The 18,320-nt window shown below is 72.0% G+C and carries 18 protein-coding genes; 9 read left to right on the top strand and 9 right to left on the bottom strand.

From position 1 onward, the window contains the following. Positions 1-17: 17 nt before the first annotated feature. On the bottom strand, positions 18-1,283 hold the full coding sequence (locus tag HQ603_RS01340; RefSeq protein WP_222682587.1) for an MFS transporter: 1,266 nt from the start codon (positions 1,281-1,283) through the stop codon (positions 18-20). Beyond that, positions 1,280-1,897, bottom strand: a complete 618-nt coding sequence (pdxH, locus tag HQ603_RS01335; RefSeq protein WP_222683165.1) for a pyridoxamine 5'-phosphate oxidase — start codon at positions 1,895-1,897, stop codon at positions 1,280-1,282. Before pdxH ends, HQ603_RS01340 begins: the two co-directional genes overlap by 4 nt. 139 nt (positions 1,898-2,036) lie before the next feature. Here pdxH and HQ603_RS01330 point away from each other — a divergent pair, with 139 nt between their 5' ends. From HQ603_RS01330 to HQ603_RS01310, 5 genes are all read left to right on the top strand, one after another. Then, positions 2,037-3,152 carry a citrate synthase 2 gene (locus tag HQ603_RS01330; RefSeq protein ID WP_222682586.1) on the top strand — a complete coding sequence of 372 codons (1,116 nt, stop codon included), beginning with the start codon at positions 2,037-2,039 and terminating at the stop codon, positions 3,150-3,152. 198 nt (positions 3,153-3,350) lie between these two features. Continuing rightward, positions 3,351-4,319 (top strand): type IV toxin-antitoxin system AbiEi family antitoxin domain-containing protein, encoded by a 969-nt coding sequence (locus HQ603_RS01325; RefSeq protein ID WP_222682585.1) that lies wholly within the window; start codon positions 3,351-3,353, stop codon positions 4,317-4,319. A 226-nt stretch (positions 4,320-4,545) separates the two neighbouring features. Continuing rightward, on the top strand, positions 4,546-5,667 hold the full coding sequence (serC, locus tag HQ603_RS01320) for a phosphoserine transaminase (RefSeq protein WP_222682584.1): 1,122 nt from the start codon (positions 4,546-4,548) through the stop codon (positions 5,665-5,667). A gap of 89 nt (positions 5,668-5,756) precedes the next feature. Then, the gene (gene sepH, locus HQ603_RS01315) at positions 5,757-6,653 is read left to right on the top strand and encodes a septation protein SepH (RefSeq protein WP_222682583.1); all 897 of its coding nucleotides are present in this window, start codon (positions 5,757-5,759) and stop codon (positions 6,651-6,653) included. Positions 6,654-6,691: 38 nt separating this feature from the next. Continuing rightward, complete coding sequence (locus HQ603_RS01310; RefSeq protein ID WP_222682582.1) at positions 6,692-7,429, top strand: DUF6928 family protein; 738 nt, start codon at positions 6,692-6,694, stop codon at positions 7,427-7,429. A gap of 1 nt (position 7,430) precedes the next feature. On the opposite strand, the gene HQ603_RS01305 is transcribed toward HQ603_RS01310, so the two are convergent. Beyond that, positions 7,431-8,234, bottom strand: a complete 804-nt coding sequence (locus tag HQ603_RS01305; RefSeq protein ID WP_222682581.1) for a TrmH family RNA methyltransferase — start codon at positions 8,232-8,234, stop codon at positions 7,431-7,433. Positions 8,235-8,295: 61 nt separating this feature from the next. On the opposite strand from HQ603_RS01305, the gene HQ603_RS01300 reads away from it, so the two are divergent. Continuing rightward, positions 8,296-9,510, top strand: a complete 1,215-nt coding sequence (locus HQ603_RS01300; protein WP_222682580.1) for a GNAT family N-acetyltransferase — start codon at positions 8,296-8,298, stop codon at positions 9,508-9,510. On the opposite strand, the gene HQ603_RS01295 is transcribed toward HQ603_RS01300, so the two are convergent. The 3 genes from HQ603_RS01295 to HQ603_RS01285 form a co-directional block, all read right to left on the bottom strand. Then, a complete protein-coding gene (locus tag HQ603_RS01295) occupies positions 9,483-10,733 on the bottom strand; it encodes an MFS transporter (RefSeq protein ID WP_222683163.1) in 1,251 nt (416 codons plus the stop codon). The genes HQ603_RS01300 and HQ603_RS01295 overlap by 28 nt on opposite strands. A 73-nt stretch (positions 10,734-10,806) precedes the next feature. Continuing rightward, a complete protein-coding gene (locus tag HQ603_RS01290; RefSeq protein WP_222682579.1) occupies positions 10,807-11,235 on the bottom strand; it encodes a MarR family winged helix-turn-helix transcriptional regulator in 429 nt (142 codons plus the stop codon). A 22-nt stretch (positions 11,236-11,257) separates the two neighbouring features. Continuing rightward, positions 11,258-12,712, bottom strand: a complete 1,455-nt coding sequence (locus HQ603_RS01285; RefSeq protein WP_222682578.1) for an NCS2 family permease — start codon at positions 12,710-12,712, stop codon at positions 11,258-11,260. A gap of 35 nt (positions 12,713-12,747) precedes the next feature. On the opposite strand from HQ603_RS01285, the gene HQ603_RS01280 reads away from it, so the two are divergent. Together HQ603_RS01280 and HQ603_RS01275 are read left to right on the top strand one after the other, a co-directional pair. Beyond that, positions 12,748-13,023, top strand: a complete 276-nt coding sequence (locus HQ603_RS01280; RefSeq protein ID WP_371830948.1) for a DUF2530 domain-containing protein — start codon at positions 12,748-12,750, stop codon at positions 13,021-13,023. 150 nt (positions 13,024-13,173) lie between these two features. Then, positions 13,174-13,320, top strand: a complete 147-nt coding sequence (locus HQ603_RS01275) for a hypothetical protein (protein ID WP_222682577.1) — start codon at positions 13,174-13,176, stop codon at positions 13,318-13,320. Positions 13,321-13,375: 55 nt separating this feature from the next. Here the strand turns inward: HQ603_RS01275 and HQ603_RS01270 are convergent, their stop codons facing one another. Genes HQ603_RS01270 through HQ603_RS01260 form a run of 3 tightly spaced genes read right to left on the bottom strand, consistent with a single transcriptional unit; the run spans position 13,376 to position 17,423 of the window. Further along, positions 13,376-13,909, bottom strand: a complete 534-nt coding sequence (locus HQ603_RS01270; protein WP_222683158.1) for a phosphatase PAP2 family protein — start codon at positions 13,907-13,909, stop codon at positions 13,376-13,378. Beyond that, positions 13,909-16,656 (bottom strand): sacsin N-terminal ATP-binding-like domain-containing protein, encoded by a 2,748-nt coding sequence (locus HQ603_RS01265; RefSeq protein WP_222682576.1) that lies wholly within the window; start codon positions 16,654-16,656, stop codon positions 13,909-13,911. Before HQ603_RS01265 ends, HQ603_RS01270 begins: the two co-directional genes overlap by 1 nt. Further along, entirely contained in the window at positions 16,653-17,423 is a 771-nt protein-coding gene (locus HQ603_RS01260; protein ID WP_222682575.1) for a DUF3027 domain-containing protein, read from the bottom strand. The genes HQ603_RS01265 and HQ603_RS01260 overlap by 4 nt, the downstream gene beginning before the upstream one ends. Positions 17,424-17,451: 28 nt before the next feature. Here HQ603_RS01260 and HQ603_RS01255 point away from each other — a divergent pair, with 28 nt between their 5' ends. Next, the gene (locus HQ603_RS01255) at positions 17,452-18,300 is read left to right on the top strand and encodes a glutaminyl-peptide cyclotransferase (RefSeq protein ID WP_222682574.1); all 849 of its coding nucleotides are present in this window, start codon (positions 17,452-17,454) and stop codon (positions 18,298-18,300) included. The last annotated feature ends 20 nt before the right edge of the window (positions 18,301-18,320 follow it).

Below are 18,320 nucleotides of genomic sequence, written 5' to 3'. Positions count from 1 at the left end.
CATGACGGACCTCCGAGTCAGGCCGCCGCGCCCACCCGGTACTTCACGAACGCCGGGATGGCGAACGCCGCCACCGTCACGCCCACGATCACCAGCACGCCGCCGCCCGCCGCCGCGGCCGCCGTTCCCACCAGGAACGCGGCCGCGCCGTGCAGGACGTCGCCCACCCGCGGTCCGCCGGCGACGACCACGATGAAGACGCCTTGGAGCCGACCGCGCATGTCGTCGGTGGCGACGGACTGCAGCATCGCGCTACGGAACGCCGCGGAGATCATGTCCGCCCCGCCGCCGAGGGCGAGGAAGCCCAGCGCCGCGTACAGCGCCCAGCCCCGTTCCCCGACCGTGGCCAGCGCGATCGACACGCCGAACCCGATCATCGCGACGCCCCACACCACGATGCAGGCGATCACGGCGACGCCCTGGCGTCGGACGCGCGGAAGCCAGCCCGAGAACACTCCGCCCAGCACCGCCCCGGCCGAGAGCGACGCGAACAGCAGGCCGAGCACCAGCCCACCCTCCGCGGGATCGCCGAACGTCTCGGTGGCCACCTCCGGGAACAGCGCGCGCGGCATACCGAAGACCATCGCGACGATGTCGACGACGAACGACGCCAACAGCACCTTCTGGGTGGCCAGATAGGCGAAGCCGGCGATCACCTCCCGCAGGCCCGCCCGTCGGACGTCACCGGTGGGCGGGATGGGCGGCAGCCGCAGCACCGCCCACAGCGTTACGGCCAGCGCGAGCGTGTCGATCAGGTAGAGCGTCGGCAGGCCGAACGCGGGAATGAGTGCACCCGCCAGCATCGGGCCCGCGATGGCCCCGAAGTTGAAGACGGTCATGTTCAGCGAGTTGGCCGCGGGCAGGTCCTTCGCGTCGATCAGGCGCGGGATGATCGCGCTGCGCGTGGGCTGATTGACCGCGAAGAAGCCCTGCTGCACGCCGAGGAGGATCAGGACGACCCAGACGTTGTCGGTCCCCAGGTGCGCCTGCAGCCACAGCAGGAACGACGTGGTGCCGACCCCGACCGTGGTGATGGCCAGGAGGGTTCGGCGGTCCATCACGTCGGCCAGCGCGCCGCCCCACAGCCCGAACACGACGAGGGGCACCAGCGCGAAGGCGCCCGCCAGCCCCACGTACGCGGAACTCGACGTGATCTGGAAGATTTGCTGCGGCACCGCGACCACCGACAGCTGCGCGCCGATGACGGTGACCACACCGGACGCCCACAGCCGCCGGAAGTCCCGGTTCCTCAGCGGTGTGGTGTCGGCGAGTACGCGACTCACGGTTGCAGGCGGACCACGGCGCCGTCGCGCGGCGTGACGCGTAACCGGTTGTGCAGCCGGTTGTTTCGCCCCTGCCAGAACTCCACCGTCTCGGCTGCGACCAGGTATCCACCCCAGTGCGGGGGGACCGGGACGTCGCCGCCCTCGAACCGCCGCGTCACCTCGTCGAGCTGCCGTTCCAGATCCGCGCGCGAGGCGATAGGCCGGGACTGCTCGGACGCCCACGCCCCCAGTTGCGAACCGCGGGGGCGCGTCGCCCAGTAGGCCGCCGTCTCCTCCGCGGACACCCGCGTCACCGACCCGCGCACGGTCACCTGCCGCTGGATCCCGATCCACGGGAACGTCGCCGACGCGACGGGACGACCCGCGAGGTGACCACCCTTCTCCGAGGTGTGGTTGGTGTAGAAGACGATGCCGTCGTCACGCATCTCCTTGCACAGCACCGTCCGTGTGGCGGGCCGTCCCTCCGCGTCCACCGTGCCCAGCACGATCGCGTTCGGCTCCGGCAGCTGCGCGTCGATCGCCTGCTGCAACCACGACCGCGCGAGTGCGAGCCACCCGTCGGCCAGATCCGCCTCGGTGACATCGGCGTCGCCGCCGTACGCGACGCGCATGTCGGCGAGGTCGACGCGCTCGGAATTCTCGTTCACTCGTCGGAAGGTACTCCCGGCGTCGGACATCGCCGGCGCAGCACTATGGTGCGATTCGACGGGCCGACCACCACGGCCCCCGCGCAGAAATCGAGGTCTCGCGATGGCTCCGACGGTGCCCGAGAACTTCTCCCCCGGACTCGAAGGCGTCGTCGCCTTCACCACCGACATCGCCGAGCCCGACAAGGACGGTGGCGCGCTGCGCTACCGCGGCGTCGACATCGAGGATCTCGTCTCCCGCGGCGTGACGTTCGGCAACGTGTGGGCCCTGCTCGTCGACGGTCGCTTCGGCCCCGGACTGCCGCCCGCCGAGCCGTTCCCGCTGCCCATCCACACCGGCGACGTCCGCGTCGACGTCCAGGCCGGACTCGCGATGCTGGCGCCCATCTGGGGCTACGAGCCGCTGCTCGACATCGACGACGACACCGCGCGCGAGAACCTCGCCCGCGCCTCCGTCATGGCCCTGTCCTACGTCGCGCAGTCCGCCCGCGGCATCCACCAGCCCGCCGTCCCGCAGTCGCGCATCGACCAGTGCTCCACCGTCACCGAGCGCTTCATGACCCGGTGGAAGGGCGATCCCGACCCCGCCCACACCGAGGCCGTCGACGCCTACTGGGTGTCCGCCGCCGAGCACGGCCTCAACGCCTCCACCTTCACCGCGCGCGTGATCGCGTCGACGGGCGCCGACGTCGCCGCGTCGCTGTCCGGTGCGATCGGCGCCATGTCCGGACCGCTCCACGGCGGCGCCCCGGCCCGCGTGCTGCCGATGATCGAGGAGGTCGAGCGCACCGAAGACCCGCGCGGACTGGTCAAGGGCATCCTCGACCGCAAGGAGAAGCTGATGGGCTTCGGGCACCGGGTCTACCGCGCCGAGGACCCCCGCGCCCGCGTGCTGCGTGCCACCGCCCAGCGACTGAACGCCCCGCGCTTCGAGGTGGCCGCCGCGCTGGAGCAGGCGGCCCTCGCCGAGCTGCGCGAGCGGCGCCCGGACCGCGCCATCGAGACCAACGTCGAGTTCTGGGCCGCGGTGATCCTCGATTTCGCCGAGGTGCCCGCGCACATGATGCCCGCCATGTTCACCTGCGGCCGGACCGCCGGCTGGTGCGCGCACATTCTGGAACAGAAGCGGCTGGGGCGGTTGGTGCGGCCCGCCGCGATCTACACCGGCCCCGAGCCCCGCTCCGCCGAGTCCGTGGAGGGGTGGGCCACCATCGCGTAGGGCGAGCGGCTCCCCGGTTGTGGTGGGGCGCCCCGGGGCCCGGTGCGCAGCGCGCCTCGATCCGCGCATGTTGCAACGTGCGCGGATCCGGGCGCGCTGCGCACCATCGACTCATGGAACTGCCGGACCCTGTGCACAACAGCCGACCCTGTGGATGGACGACTCCGCAGACGTCGTCGATGCAGCACCGTGTCGACCATGACCGGACGCAGCCGTCGAGCTCATGTCGACTTCCGTGGCGAGCACCTGATGCGGCGGGCGCATGCTGCCGCACAGGGACTGTCCGATCACGACATCGCAGAACTCGTCAAGAGCGGCGACATGGTCTGCGTGCACCGCGGCATCTACGCGCCCGGTGACCACTACCGGCACCTCGATTCGGATCGACGGCACCTCCTGACGTTGCGAGCACACCTGATGTGCTGCACGTCGGACGTCTTTGCCGGCCACCAGTCCGCGGCCCTGCTGCATGGCATGCAACTCCTGCGCAGACCGTCCCTGGTGCATCTGGCAACGACGCGAGCCGCGGGCGGACACGTCACCGCCACCCGACACGTCCACGCGGAGGGGCTCGACCCCGTGGACGTGTGCGTCGTCGACGGGTGCGCCACCACGACAGCGGCGCGCACCGTCGCCGATCTTGCCCGGGTTCTTCCGTTCGAGGACGCGGTCTGCGTCGGGGATTCCGCCCTCCGCCGCGGGCTCACCGTGATCGACGACGTGATCGAGGCGCTCGACCGAACCGGAACCAGCTCCGGGCGAGTGGCGGCGCGCGCGGCACTACGGTTCCTGAGTCCCGCCAGCGAAAGCGTCGGCGAGTCCCGCAGTCGCGTCTACTTCCGACACTTCGGCATCCCGCAACCCGAACTCCAGGTCACGCTCGTGCTCGACGACGGCACCGAGGTGCGCCCCGACTTCCTCTGGGACGACGCCGGCGTTCTGGGCGAGTTCGACGGCAAGTCGAAGTACGGCCGCCTCGCCCGGCCCGACGAGTCACCCGCCGACGTCGTGCACCGCGAGAAGCTCCGTGAGGATCGGTTGCGCGCTCAGGGTTGGCGAGTCGTCCGTTGGGGGACGCCGGATCTTCGCGACGGCCGCCTCGCGCGGCGACTCACCGGACTGCTGTTCGACGTGCCCGCGGGCAGGCCGACCACCCGTCGTCGGTAGGGGTCCGCGTGGGCTGTGGCGCGCTGCGCACCGTTCCGTTGGATCGTCGCTGCGCAGCGCACCCGAATCCGCGCCTGTTGCAACATGCGCAGGGTGAGGTGCGCTGCGCGCCGGGCGGGAGGGGTGGGGCTCGGGCGGGGCGGGGCGGACCGCACCGGGGCACCGGACCTGCACCGACTACCCTGAGGGCGCCGGAACCGCCACGACCATAAGGACGCATCGACACATGGCCGAGAACCTGACCATTCCTGCCGACCTCAAGCCCGGCGACGGACGCTTCGGGTGCGGCCCGTCGAAGGTTCGCCCGGAGCAGCTGCAGTCCCTCGTCGACGCGGGGGCGTCGGTGTTCGGCACCAGCCACCGCCAGAAGCCGGTCAAGGACGTGGTGGGACGCGTGCGCGACGGCCTGCGCGAGCTGTTCGCCCTTCCCGACGGCTACGAGGTGGTGCTGGGCAACGGCGGCACGACGGCGTTCTGGGACGCGGCGGCGTTCGGCCTGATCCGCGAGAAGTCGCTGCACCTGACCAACGGCGAGTTCAGCAGCAAGTTCGCGTCGGTGGCCAAGGCCAACCCGTTCATCGGTGACCCGATCGTGGTGTCGGCGGAGCCGGGCAGTGCGCCCGAGCCGACGTCGGATCCGTCGGTCGACCTGATCGGTTGGGCCCACAACGAGACGTCCACGGGTGTGGCCATTCCGGTCTCGCGCCCGGCCGGATCGGAGAACGCGCTGATCGCGATCGACGCGACGTCGGGTGCGGGCGGTCTGCCCGTGAACGTCGCGGACTCGGACGTCTACTACTTCGCGCCGCAGAAGAACTTCGCCGCCGACGGTGGCCTGTGGGTCGCGCTGATGAGCCCGGCCGCCCTGCAGCGGGTCGAGGAGATCGCCGGCAACGGACGCTGGGTGCCGGACTTCCTGTCGCTGCCCATCGCGATCGACAACAGCACCAAGAACCAGACCTACAACACCCCGGCGGTCGCGACGCTGCTGCTCTTCGCCGACCAGATCGAGTGGCTGAACGGCAAGGGCGGCCTGGACTGGGCCGTGCAGCGCACCGCCGAGTCGTCCTCGCGCCTGTACGACTGGGCGGAGAAGTCGGAGTACGCGACGCCGTTCGTCACCGATCCGGCGCACCGCTCGCAGGTGGTCGGCACCATCGACTTCGACGAGAAGGTCGACGCCGCCGCGGTGGCGAAGACGTTGCGCGCCAACGGCATCGTCGACACCGAGCCCTACCGCAAGTTGGGGCGCAACCAACTGCGCGTGGGCATGTTCCCGGCGGTGGAGCCCGACGACGTCAGCGCCCTGACGGCCTGCATCGATCACGTGGTCTCGCACCTGTCCTGACGGGTCTGCGTGTCCCCCCGGCTGACGCACTGTGGTGCATTACAGTCGGGGGGAGGTGCAGTGCGAGGGCCCGAGCCGAAGGAGTGATCGTGCGAGAGATCCACGTGATCGGCCTGGCGTCCGACGGCAAGTTCATCGTGTGCGCCGATCCCTCCGGCGAGAAGTTCCGTCTCCCGGCCGACGAGAAGTTGCGTGCCGCCGCTCGCGGTGACGCCGCGCGACTCGGACAGATCGAGATCGAGATGGACTCTCTCATGCGACCGCGCGAGATCCAGGCGCGTATCCGATCCGGCGCCTCCATCGAGCAGGTGGCCAAGGAATCCGGCATGCCGGCCTCGAAGATCGAGCGCTACGCCCACCCCGTGCTGCTCGAGCGGTCCCGCGCCGCCGAACTGGCGCAACTCGGCCACCCCGTGCGACCCGACGGTCCGGCGGTGATGACCCTCCTCGAGATCGTGACGCAGGCCTTCCGCGGCCGCGGCCACACCATGGAGTCCGCCGAGTGGGACGCCTGGCGCGACGAGGACGGTCACTGGATCGCCCAGCTCACCTGGCCGGCGGGCCGGCACACCAACACGGCGCACTGGCGGTTCCAGCCGGATGCGCACGGCGGCAGCGTGACTCCGCTCGACGACGCCGCGTCCGAGCTGATCGACCCCGATTTCGGTCGCCAGCTGCGTGGCCTCGCCCCGGTCGCGGCCGTGCAGGACGCGCCGTCCCAGCAGACCCTCGACGACTACTACGGCGTCGACTCCGACAGCGACCGGGAGGACGCGGCCGTGCTCGACGCCGCAGCCGCCCCCGCCCCGAGCGAGGACGAGCCGGCCGACACGGACACGGCGGACGACACCGCCGAGGACGCCTCCGACCGCACTCCGCGCCCCAAGCCCGCACCCGCGCACCCCGCCGCGAAGGACAAACGAGGCAAGCCGTCGATGCCGTCGTGGGAAGATGTGTTGCTGGGAGTCCGCAGCAACGGTCGCTGACGCGCCGAGACATCCGGACGACGAGGAAGGGGCGCCCGGTGGGGGTGGGTACAGCAGCGTTGTGGTTCGTCGATGCGGTGGATCCGAGTGCGGTCCTGCGACCGGGCGTGCGGTCCAGTCACGACGCCGCGGCGGCCGTCGCCCGACGCCTGCATCCAGGGCTCGAACCCGACCTGGTCGGCATGGCCCCGCTCACGGCGTTCGGCGTCGCCTCCGAACCCGATCGCGTGCTGGTCGGCTGCTTCCCCGGCGTCACCGTGGTCTGCGCGGCGGAACCCGCCGCGGTGCGGCCGTCGACGGTGCCGGACCGGTGGCGCACGCTCACTCCCGCCCGCACGGTGTACCTGCTGGCGTCCGAACGCGAGCACGCCTGGGGTGGGTTCGCGCAGTGGACCGACGGCACGCTGCGTCGATCCTTCAGCGCGGGACCGACGTACATCTTCGAGGACGAGGGTCTGCCGCAGCCGTGGGAGCGCCCCTTCTGGTCCGGTGAGCACCCCCTGCGATTCGACGGCGATTTCCCCGATCCGCAGGCGCTGCCGTTCCATCCGCAGGAGTTCGCCGACGCGGCGGGCGCCCACTGGCTCGGCGTCCGCATGATCGGCGGCGCGCAGGACGGGGACGTCGACCCGACGTCGGTGTTGTTGTGCGACTTCGTGATGCGTGACCCGTCCGCCCGGCCCGCCCCGACCGAGACGCCCGCGTCGTCGGGATCGCAGCCGGCGACGGACGACCAGCCCCGCAAACGCGGCCTGTTCCGACGCCTGGTGGGGTGACCTACCCGGTCCGCACGCGTTCGTAGAACGCCATCGCCGCCGCGGTCGCCACGTTGAGCGAATCCGTTCCGGGCGCCATGGGAATGCGGGCGCGAATGTCGCTGGCGCGCATGGCATGTTCGGTCAGACCGGGGCCCTCCGCGCCGAGCAGCAGGGCCACCTTCTCCCCCGTCATCGCCTCCGCCAGCGGCACGGCCTCCGGGTTCGGCGTCAGCGAGATCAACTGGAAGCCGGCGTCGCGCACCTGCGCGAGACCGCGCGGCCAATCCGGCACACTGGCGAACGGCACCCGCAGCACGTGACCCATCGAGACGCGAACGGACCTGCGGTACAACGGATCCGCCGTCGCACCGCCGAACAGCACGGCGTCGGCGCCGAGACCGGCGGCGTTCCGGAACATCGACCCGAGGTTCTCGTGGTCGTTGACCCCCTCGAGCACCGCCACGGTTCGCGCCCCGTCGAGCACGGCGGCGAGGTCCAGCGGCGGCGGACGATGGGCCGCGGCGAGCACGCCCCGATTCAGATGGAAGCCGACGGCCTCGGCCATGACGTCGGCGGTGGTGCGGTAGAACGGCACGTCGACACCGTCCAGATCCTCCGCGAGTTCGTTCAGTCGCCGGTCCACCCCGAGCAGCGAGATCGGCTCGAAGCGCGACGCGAGGAGCCGCTGCACCACCAGCACCCCCTCGGCGATGACGAGGCCCTTGCCGCCGGGCAGATCCGGACGCCGGTCCGAGGAATTGAGATCCCGGAAATCGTCGAGGCGGGGATCGGCGGGCGAGGTGATGTCGACGACGTGGACCACGGGGGTAATTCTCCCACCGGACGATCCGCCCGGCTCACGCGCCCGATAGTGTTCCGTCTCGATGACTACCGACGACGCGATCACCATCCGGCTGGCCACCGAGGACGACTGGGACGCCATCGCGCTGCTCGACGCGCACGCCTTCGGCGAGCACCAGAACAGCGAGGACATGGCGGAGACCAAGCTGCTCACCGCGTCGTCGGAGATCTTCCTGGCGTGCGACGGCGACCTGCCGGTGGGCGTCACCATGCACTTCCCCATGGATGTCACCGTCCCCGGCGGCACCACGCTGCCCGCGACGGGCGTGTCCTGGGTGTCGGTCGCCCCCACCCACCGTCGTCGCGGCATCCTCCGGCGGATGTTCACCGCACAGCACGAGCGGTTCGAGCAGGCCGGTAAGCCGCTGTCGGTGCTCACCGCCAGCGAGGCCACCATCTACGAGCGGTTCGGGTACGGCCCGGCGACGCAGGGCGTCACGTACTCGATCGACCGCCGGTTCGCCGCGTTCCGACCCGACCTCCCGCCGCCCGTCGGCGCCCGTCTGGTGACCAGCGAGCAGGCGCGCGAACTGCTGCCGGACATCCATCGCCGCTGGCAGCAGCGCACGCCGGGCGCGCAACCGATGCCCGCCACCCGGTGGCAGCGCTTCTTCGCCGACCGCAAGAACGCCCGCGGCGGGTTCTCGAAGCTGTTCTTCGTGGTCCATCCCGACGGCTACGTGGCGTTCCGACGCGGCTACCGGGTGGGAACGGCGGGCGCGCAGGACGCGCGCATCGTCGACTTCCGGGCCGTGACCGACGAGGCCCGCTCGGCGTTGTGGCAGGTGCTGTGCGGGATCGATCTGGTGGAGACGTTCGAGGTGACCCTGCCGGTCGGCGATCCGCTGCTGACCCTGCTCACCGATCGGCGGGTGCCGCAGGTGCAGTCGGTGAAGGACGGCCTCTGGGTCCGTCTGATGGACGTGCCGGCGGCCCTGTCCGCGCGGACGTACGCGCTGGACACCGACCTCACCGTGGCGGTGGAGGACCCGTTCCTGCACGCCGGCGGGGTGTTCCGGATGGTCGTGCGCGACGGTCACGCCGAGGTGGTGCGCACCGACCGCGAACCGGACGTGACGCTGTCGTCCTCGGTGCTGGGCAGCGTCTATCTCGGGGCGCACCGCGCGCGGCAGTTCGCCGCCGCGAACCGCGTGCAGGCGACCAGCGAACGGGCGCTGCACGAGTTCGACCTGACCTTCGGTACTCCCCGTCAGCCCGAGATCGGCTGGTTCTTCTGAGGGTCGGGTGCGCCGGATTCCGGACGCACCGACCCCACTCCCCGCGCGACGGCCACGGCCGCGACCACGCCGCCCACCACGGAGACGAGGCCGCCGAGGACCAGCGGCGCGCGCGGGTCCAGAACGTCCGCGGCCCAACCCAGGATGGGACTGCCGATCGGCGTGCCGCCCAGGAAGCACAGCATGTAGATGCCCATGACGCGTCCGCGCATGTCGGACGGCACGGTGGCCTGCAGGATGTTCATGGCCACCGTGGAGAACGTCAGCTGGACCAGGCCGGCCGGGATCAGCAGCACCGCCACCGCCCAGAACGCGGGGGCCAGACCGGCCGCGGTCTCGAAGACCCCGAACACGATCGCGGACGTGACGAACAGCCTCAGCCCGGGCGTGCCGCGTCGCCGCGCGGCGACGGTGGCGCCGATCAGCGTGCCGACGGCCAGCACCGTCGAGAGCAGCCCGTAGGCGTCGGCGCCGCGGCCGAAGGTGTTGCGGGTGATCACCGACAGCGCGAGCGGAAAGTTGATGCCGAACGTGGAGACCACCGACACCGTCGCGAGGACCACGCACAGATCGCGTCGACCGAGGACGTAGCGAAAACCCTCCCGGACCTGTCCGGATCGCCGCGGAGCACGCTCGACGCGGAAGAGCTCGTCGGTCCGCATGGCCGCCAGCCCGGCGAACACGGCGGCGAACGAAACGGCGTTGGCCAGGAACACCCACCCGGTACCGACGGCGGTGATGGCGACGCCGGCGATGGCCGGGCCCACGATGCGCGCCAGGTTGAAGGTCATCGAGTTGAGCCCGATGGCGTTGGGCAGCCGCTCCGGCCCGACCATCTCGATGGTGAACGACTGGCGCACCGGGGCGTCGACGGCCGACGAGCAGCCGAGCAGGAGTGCGAGAACGTAGACGTGCCAGAGTGCGACGACGCCGCCGACGTCGAGCAGGGCCAGCACCAGCCCGAACACGGCCGCGGCGGCCTGGGTGCCCATGAGCAGCCGTCGTTTGTCGTACCGATCCGCGAGCACCCCGCCCCACACGGACAGCACCAGGGTGGGGCCGAACTGCAACGCCATGACGATGCCGACGGCGACGGCGTTGCCGTCGGAGAGCGTCAGGACCAGCCAGTCCTGCGCGATGCGCTGCATCCACGTCCCGATCAGCGAGACGATCTGCCCCGACGCCCAGAGGCGGTAGTTCCGGGTGTGCAACGCGTCGAACAGCGACGGGCGGTCCGCAGTCCCCGACGACCCGCGTCGCCGCGGGAGTCGAGGAGATAGTTGCACTCCCTAAATATTACTCCGACTCGTTGACGATGGCCGACATGATGTCGACCGTCCGCCGCACCGCCGCGAGCTGCTCGGCGTCGAGTCCGCGCAGCTGCTCGGTGAGCCACGCCTCGCGCGCGTTGACCTCGTCCTCGATGACCTGACGTCCGGCATCGGACAGGGACACGATGATCTGGCGGCCGTCGGTGGGGTGCGGAATGCGTTCGACCAGGCCGAGTTCGCCGAGCGAGGCGACCACCCGCGTCATCGACGGCGGCTGCACGCGTTCCTTCGCCGCGAGCGTGCCCGGCGTCATCGCGCCCTCCCGCCCGAGCGTGGCCAACGCCGACAACTGCGTCAGCGTGACCTGACTGGTGCGGCGGCCCCGCAGGTGACGCGTCAGGCGCACCACGGCCAGGGAGAGGTCGCCGGCCAGCTGGCGCAGTTCCTGAGGCATCGCAACAGAATAGCGGGACGAATCAGGCGAGGGCGTCGCGGATCGGGCCGACGGCGAAGTAGAGCACGAACAGCACCGCGACCACCGCCATCAGCGGATGCACGGACCGGATTTTCCCGCGCCCGATCGCCAGCACGACCCAGGTGACGAAGCCGACGCCGATGCCGTTGGCGATCGAGTAGGTGAACGGCATGACGACGATCGTGAGGAACGCCGGCAGCGCGACGTGGAAACGCGTGAAGTCGATGTCGGCGACCTGACCGATCATCAACGCGCCCACCACGACCAGCGCGGGAGCGGCCGCCTCGATCGGCACCACCGAGTACAGCGGGGTCAGGAACATCGCCGCGAGGAACAGCACGCCGGTGACGACGTTCGCCAGTCCGGTGCGCGCACCCTCGGCGATGCCGGACGCGGATTCGACGAAGACGGTGTTCGACGACGCCGACCCGGCGCCGCCCGCGACGGCGCCCACGCCCTCGACGACGAGGGCCTTCCCGACGCCCGGCAGGGTGCCGTCGGCGTCCGTCAGACCGGCTTCCTTGCCGAGCCCGGTCATGGTGCCCATCGCGTCGAAGAAGTTGGCGAGCACGAGGGTGAAGACCAGCAGGCTGGCGGCGAGCACCCCGATGCGCGTGAACGCCCCGACGAGGTCGACGTCGCCGACCAGGGACAGGTCCGGCAGGTCGAGCACCACGTCCGGCAGCTGCGGCACGCTGAGGTTCCACCCCTTGGGGTTCACGCCCTGCGACGCCCCGGTGTCGGTGACGGCCTCGACGATCGCCGCGACCACCGTGGTGACGACGATGCCGATCAGCAGACCACCGCGCACCTTGCGCGCCACCAGGATTCCCATGAGCAGGAGGCCGAACACGAACGTCACGGTCGGCCACGACGCGATGGACCCGTCGATACCCAGACCCACCGGCACCGTGGTCCCCGCGGCGTCGGGAATGCGCCGTACGAACCCCGCGTCGACCAGGCCGATCAGCGCGATGAACGCGCCGATGCCCGCGGCGATCGCGGCCTTCAGCTCGCGCGGGATGGCCTCGAAGACCGCGGTGCGGAAGCCCGTCAGCGCCAGGATCACGATGATGATGCCGTCGATGACCACCAGGCCCATCGCCTCGGGCCACGTGACCTGCGGCGCGATGGTGACGGCCAGCAGGGTGTTGATGCCGAGACCGGCGGCGATGGCGAACGGGTAGTTGGCGACGACGCCGAACAGGATGCTCATGACGCCGGCGACCAGCGCGGTCACCGCGGCGACCTGCGGGACCGGGAGAATGTTGCCCAGCACGTCGGTCTTCGCGGCCGCGTCGTCCGGCGAGAAACTGCCGAGGATCAGCGGATTCAGCACCACGATGTACGCCATGGCCACGAACGTGACGACGCCGCCGCGCACCTCGGCCGAGAGCGACGATCCCCGGGCCGTGATCTTGAAGTACGAATCCACGAAGGAGGTCGCTCGAGACATGAGGAGCAGACTAGGACACGGGTAGCGTGACCGCCGTGCCAGTACCAGCCGAGCGACCAGCCGAGCGCCTCGCTCCGCCGCCCGCGATGCCGACCCGGTGGACCGACCCCGCACCCGTGATCGGCGGCGGCACCGCGGTCTTCGCCGCGGCGGCGGTGGCCGCCACCGTGGCCGACTGGTCGATCGCTCCCACCGCATGGGCGGGAACAGCGTTGGGCGCGCTCGGTTTCGGACTGTTCACCCTGCAGCGGCGGGCGGCTCGGCGAGGCGCCCGGACCGCGCAGAAGGGGCTGGTTCCGCCGCCCGTGTGACCGCGATCATGTGACCGCGGGCACCCCCGAAAATGGCTCTGACGTGCGCGAACTCACCCCTTCTTACCTTGAGTAACGTGCCGGGAACGGTCAGAATGGACTTATCGGTCCGACCAGCGGATCGACACCGTCACACACGAATCAAGAGCCATGAGGTCAGCAGAAGTGAAGTACATCGAAACGTTCCTCAACCGCCGTCGCCACGTCCGCGCGCTCCGCGATCTCTACGCCCGCGCCAACACGGTCGGCAGCCCCTCGATGCGGGACGAGCTCCTCGTCATCGCACAGCGTCGCTGACGCTCGATCACACAGCGTCGCTGACGCTCGATCACACAGCGTCGCTGACGCTCGATCACACAGCGTCGCTGAGAGCACGACGGAGGGCGAGAGTCCCCCACAGCGCCCCGAGCGCCCATCCGGCCAGCACGTCCGTGCACCAGTGGGCGCCGAGGTAGAGGCGCGAGAATCCGATGAGCAGCGTTGCCGCCGTGACCACGGCGGCCGCTGCTCTTCCTCGTTTCCGGGCCCGCTCGCCGAGCAGTCCGCGAGTGACCAGCACGATGACGACGGCGGCGGCCATCGCCGACATCATGGCGTGGCCGGACGGGAACGACCAGGTCGACAGGTCGACCAGCCGTTCGGGAACGGGCGGTCGGGCGCGGCGCACCGCGTACTTGACCCCGTTCATCAGTCCCCAGCCGAGCAGCATCACCGCCAGGGTGGCCAGGGCCGCCCGGCGCTCCCCCCGCCGCCACGCGATCGCCGCCAGGATCACGGTGAGGACGGCGACGCCCACGGTGTTGCCGACCGTGGTGACGACGGTCATGACGTCGGTGAGCCACGGGGTGCGGTGCGCGACCAGCCAGGTCAGCACGGCGTCGTCGATCATCGGCGGGGTCCCGTCAGGTGGACACGGCCGTCGGTGTCGATCCAGAACGGCACCCGCCGCTCCCCCACTCCCGACGCGTCGACGACGAGATCGTCGTGGACGGTCACCTCGTCCGGAACCGGCAGGGTCGAGACGGCCGACAAAGCCGCGGCGTAGGCCGCGAGCAGCGGATCGTCGGCGACGACGGTCGGCACTCCCGCGCCCCGCACGGTGACCGTGACCGCGTCGGTGGTGTCGACGTCGAGCAGATCCGCCACCGCGTCGGGATGCGCGCCGCCGGGGACGGCGCGCTCGGGCGGTACGACGGCGATCCATGCCGGTCCGCCGAGCACCGTCACGTCGTCGGCGGGGACGACGCGGCCGGAGAGCGTGCGCACGTCGGCGGGCGGGTCGACGTCCCGCACGTCGACGCGGCCGTCGGCGACGGCCGCACCGAGCGCGGCGTAGGTCCGCAGCACGGCGCCGGGTCGCACGGTCCGCGCCGGATCCGCCAGTCCCGCGAGCAGCGCGCGGGTCGTCTCGGCGTCGTCGACGCGGTCGCGGGCCCACAGGGCGGGAATCGCCGCCGCGCGCAGCGGCGGGGCGACGTCGAGGACACCGTCGAAGGTGTCGTCGTCCGGGCGGCGCAGCAGACCCGGCGCCGTTCCGCCGAGCGCGGCGTGCCGACGCAGCCACCACGCGGTGTAGCCGTCCCGGTCCGCGAGGAGCGCCGCGAGCGTCGGGTCCGCGACCAGCAGGTCCAGCGCGTCGGGCCACCGCCGCGGATCGACCCATTCGAGATCCCGGACGGCCCGCACGTCGGCGGGCTCGCCGTCCACGGAGTCCCACCAGGCGTCCTCGTCGTCGAGATCGTGGTCCGGTCCCAGCGGCGCGTCGTCGACGACGATGCCGAAGGTGGCGCCGACCCCCACCACCCGCAGGGCGTGCTCGCCGTGCCGCGCGACCAGGGCCGCGTCCACGACGCCGAACGGATGGTCCTCGGCCAGCACCGCCAGGACGGGGGCGTCGGGGAGCAGCACCTCGTCGGCGGCCCGCTCCTCGCCGTCGGCGTCGCGGAGCGGCAGCTCACCGAGGCCGGGGACGGACGTGTCCGCCGGCACGAGGGCCGCGACGGCGAGCACCTCGTCCACCAGGGCGTCGGGAACGCCGTCGGGATCGGTGAGCCGATCGGAGAGCGCCGGGTCCGCCAGCAGGTCGGCGGGACGGGCCACCGTCGCGCCGAGACGCTGCAGCAGAGGGTGAACCGCGTCCGGATGCACGACGCGCGCCCAGCTCACCGGGCCGACGCGCTCCTCGGCCACCACGACGGTGCGGGGACCGGTGACCGTCCGACCGTCGGTGAGAGGCACCGGGATCGCGGCGCACTCCGCCACGTCGCTGCCGGGCAGCAGCGCGTCGAAGGCCTCGTACACCGAGCGCCACCAGGCGGGCGGGCGGTCCAGACCGGACAGCGCGTCGACCACCTCGGCCGGGCGCAGGACGCGGGCCCCGAGACGCGCCAGCGTGCGCGCGGCCGCGCCCTCGGACGCGGCGGGGTCGACCAGACCGGGCACGACGTCGTCGAGGAGGGCGGCGAGCTGGTCGGTCAGGCGCTCGACGACGGTCGCCGAGCGCGGCGCGTGCGCGCGCCCGTCCACCCCGGGGACCCACGCGGTCGCGGCCAGATCGGCGGTGAGCGCGTCCCGCAGGTCGGCGTCGACGACGGACGCCGGGACGCCCGGCCGCGGCACCGCGAGCGGGCGCACGGCGGGCGGCAGGTCGGCCACCAGGTCGCCGTACCCCTCCGCCAACGGCGTCAGGTCGGCGCCGGGAAGGACGCGCCGCCGATCGGGCTGCAGGGGGACGTCCGCCACGACGACGGCGGGCAGCGTCAGCGCCTCGTCGGAGCGGGTGGGGGCGCGGAGGACGTCGGTGTCGACGGGGTCGACGTGGGTGACACGGCCGTCGGTAACACGGCCGTCGGTGACACTCGCCGCGGCCCCGCGGAGCGGCAGGTACCACGTGGCGTGCGGCGCGGCCCCGCGCAGGAACGACCGCGTCCCGATCGTCACGGTGGTCCAGGCACCCGGCCCGTCCGTCTGCGTCCGTCGTGAAACTTTGTCGCGCACCGTGATGCGGTCCAGGGCGGGCAGCGCGAGGAGCAGGTCGACCGCGTCGTCCTCGGCGGACCCGAGGACGGCCTCGACGTCGGCGACGTCGTGCAGGACGATCTCGGTGTCCCACCCGGGTGCCGGCGGCCGATCGATCGGCCACGGCAGCCGGAACAGGGGAACGTCGAGGCCGCGGTCCGCGAGAACCGACACGTCGATCCCGTTCTCGCGGAGCGCCGTTCGGGTCGATTCGGCGTCGAACACGATGGAGCCGCCGGTCGAGCGCACCTCCACCCGTTCGGTCACCGCCCGCACCGCGGTGAACCCGGTGCCGTAGCGACCGACGTCGCCGCCGCCCTTGTCGGACGCCCGCAGGGAACAGAGCGCGCGGACTCCCGAGACCGTCAGGGGCGCACCGACGTTCGCGCAGTGCACCGACGATCCCTCGGCGCGGACGTCCACCGCGCCGGGCACTCCCGCCCGCCGCGCGGCGTCGGCCGCGTTCTGCACGAGCTCGGTGACCACCCGGTCCCGGTAGCCGCCCACCACCAGGTCACGTTCGACCGCGGCGTCCTCGATCAGGCGGGTGGGCGACGACGCCCACGCGTCCAGCACGGCGCGACGCAGCGCGGCCGTGCCGAACGGGTCGGTCACTCCGCGGGAGTCGAATCCGCCGTCGGCGTGACGTCCAACGCCCCGTCGTCGTAGGCCTCGAACGCGGGCGAGCCTGCGCCGGTGGGCATCTCGGTGTCCGAGTGGGCGCCGCAGCCGTAGCCGGCGTGGACCACGCGGCCGTCCGCCGAGAGCTCGTTGCCGCACACCCCGAACGCAGCGCCGATCGACCCCTGCAGCAGCAGATAGAAGCCGCACGTGCCGCAGTGGGCGGGGGCCGACCGGGCCATCGGCGCCTCGGGGCCGAAGTCGCTCTCGGCCCACCGCTCGGCGGTCTCGAGGCGACCCTCGCGGCTCATCACCTGTGGGCGGCCGAGCCCGAGCTCGAGCGCGACGTCGTCGAGCGCGGGGTCGCCGGTGGCGCGGTAGCCCGGAACCAGGCGCACGTCGTCGTGCCGCGGCGGGAGGAGATCTCCCGGCGACAGATCGCCGGGGCGGATGCGCTCGTCCCACGGGACCCAGGTGGGTGCCACCACAGCGTCGGGCCCGGGGAGCAACGCGAGTTCGCTGACCGTGACCGCCTCCGCGTCGGCCGGGGCGGCCACGACGACGGCCCACTGCCACCCGCCGTACCCCGGCAGGTCGGCCGCGAAGCGGTGGATCGCGGCGTCGGCGTCGACACCCTCCACTCCGAGGTGCGCTCCCACGGGGCCCTCGCCGGCGTCGACCGCGGCGGCGCGCGCCACGTCGACCGCGTCGGCGAGCAGCGGGCGGATCTCGGTCACGGACGGAGCAGTCACGTCGACCATTTTGCAGCATCACTGCTTGGATGGACCGATGCGGTCCGGCAGCGGTGCTCGAGGGGCGGGGGTTCGGGGCGTTCTCCCCTCCGTGGTCGGTGTCCTCTTGGTGGGTGTGGTGGGCGCCACCGGGTGTTCGCCCGCGAGTTCGGCGGGCGCCCCGACCGAGGTGCCGACCGAGGCGGCGCCCCGCTTCGAGGTCCGCGTCGTCGCCACCGTCCCGCACGACCCGACGGCGTTCACCCAGGGTCTCGAACTCGACGGCGATCGGCTGCTCGAGGGAACGGGCCGGTCGGGGCAGTCGCGCATCACGGCGACCGACCGCACCACCGGCGCCGTCCTCGCCCGCGAGGACCTGCCCGCTCCCCTGTTCGGCGAGGGCATCACCCGCTCCCGCGACACCGTCTGGCAGTTGACGTGGCGCGACGGCATCGCCGTGGTCCGCGACCCGGACACACTCGTCGAGCGACGCCGGGTGACCTACGACGGCGAGGGGTGGGGCATCTGCGCCACCGACGACGCCCTGATCACCAGCGACGGATCGGACACCCTGACCGTGCGTGACCCCGACACCTTCGACGTCCGGTCCACCCGGTCGGTCACCGCGGGCGGGGAGCCCGTCGCCGCGCTGAACGAGCTCGAGTGCACGTCCGACGGCATCTGGGCCAACCGGTGGCAGACCGACGAGATCGTCCGCATCGACCCGGCGTCGGGCGCGGTGACGGCCGTCGTCGACGCCGCGCCGCTGCGTGCCTCTCTCGATCCGAGCGTCCCGGTGGACGTGCTCAACGGGATCGCCGCGATCGACGGCACGGACCGCTTCCTGGTGACCGGGAAGCTCTGGCCGACTCTGTTCGAGGTGCAGTTCGTCCCCACCGACGGCTGACGCGGAGTCGGCGTTCGGAT

The sequence above is a fragment of the Rhodococcoides corynebacterioides genome (genome assembly GCF_019834675.1).
Taxonomy (GTDB): Bacteria; Actinomycetota; Actinomycetes; order Mycobacteriales; family Mycobacteriaceae; genus Rhodococcoides; species Rhodococcoides corynebacterioides_A.
The sequence above is the reverse complement of the archived record's forward strand: the minus strand, read 5'-3'. Positions and strand labels throughout refer to the sequence as shown.

Excerpts from the sequence above, each read along its gene's own strand:
- pdxH (WP_222683165.1), bottom strand. The coding sequence starts at position 1,897 with ATGCGCGTCGCGTACGGCGGCGACGCCGATGTCACCGAGGCGGATCTG.
- HQ603_RS01330 (WP_222682586.1), top strand. The coding sequence starts at position 2,037 with ATGGCTCCGACGGTGCCCGAGAACTTCTCCCCCGGACTCGAAGGCGTC.
- HQ603_RS01325 (WP_222682585.1), top strand. The coding sequence starts at position 3,351 with ATGACCGGACGCAGCCGTCGAGCTCATGTCGACTTCCGTGGCGAGCAC.
- serC (WP_222682584.1), top strand. The coding sequence starts at position 4,546 with ATGGCCGAGAACCTGACCATTCCTGCCGACCTCAAGCCCGGCGACGGA.
- HQ603_RS01300 (WP_222682580.1), top strand. The coding sequence starts at position 8,296 with ATGACTACCGACGACGCGATCACCATCCGGCTGGCCACCGAGGACGAC.
- HQ603_RS01290 (WP_222682579.1), bottom strand. The coding sequence starts at position 11,235 with ATGCCTCAGGAACTGCGCCAGCTGGCCGGCGACCTCTCCCTGGCCGTG.
- HQ603_RS01285 (WP_222682578.1), bottom strand. The coding sequence starts at position 12,712 with ATGTCTCGAGCGACCTCCTTCGTGGATTCGTACTTCAAGATCACGGCC.
- HQ603_RS01275 (WP_222682577.1), top strand. The coding sequence starts at position 13,174 with ATGAGGTCAGCAGAAGTGAAGTACATCGAAACGTTCCTCAACCGCCGT.
- HQ603_RS01260 (WP_222682575.1), bottom strand. The coding sequence starts at position 17,423 with ATGGTCGACGTGACTGCTCCGTCCGTGACCGAGATCCGCCCGCTGCTC.
- HQ603_RS01255 (WP_222682574.1), top strand. The coding sequence starts at position 17,452 with ATGCGGTCCGGCAGCGGTGCTCGAGGGGCGGGGGTTCGGGGCGTTCTC.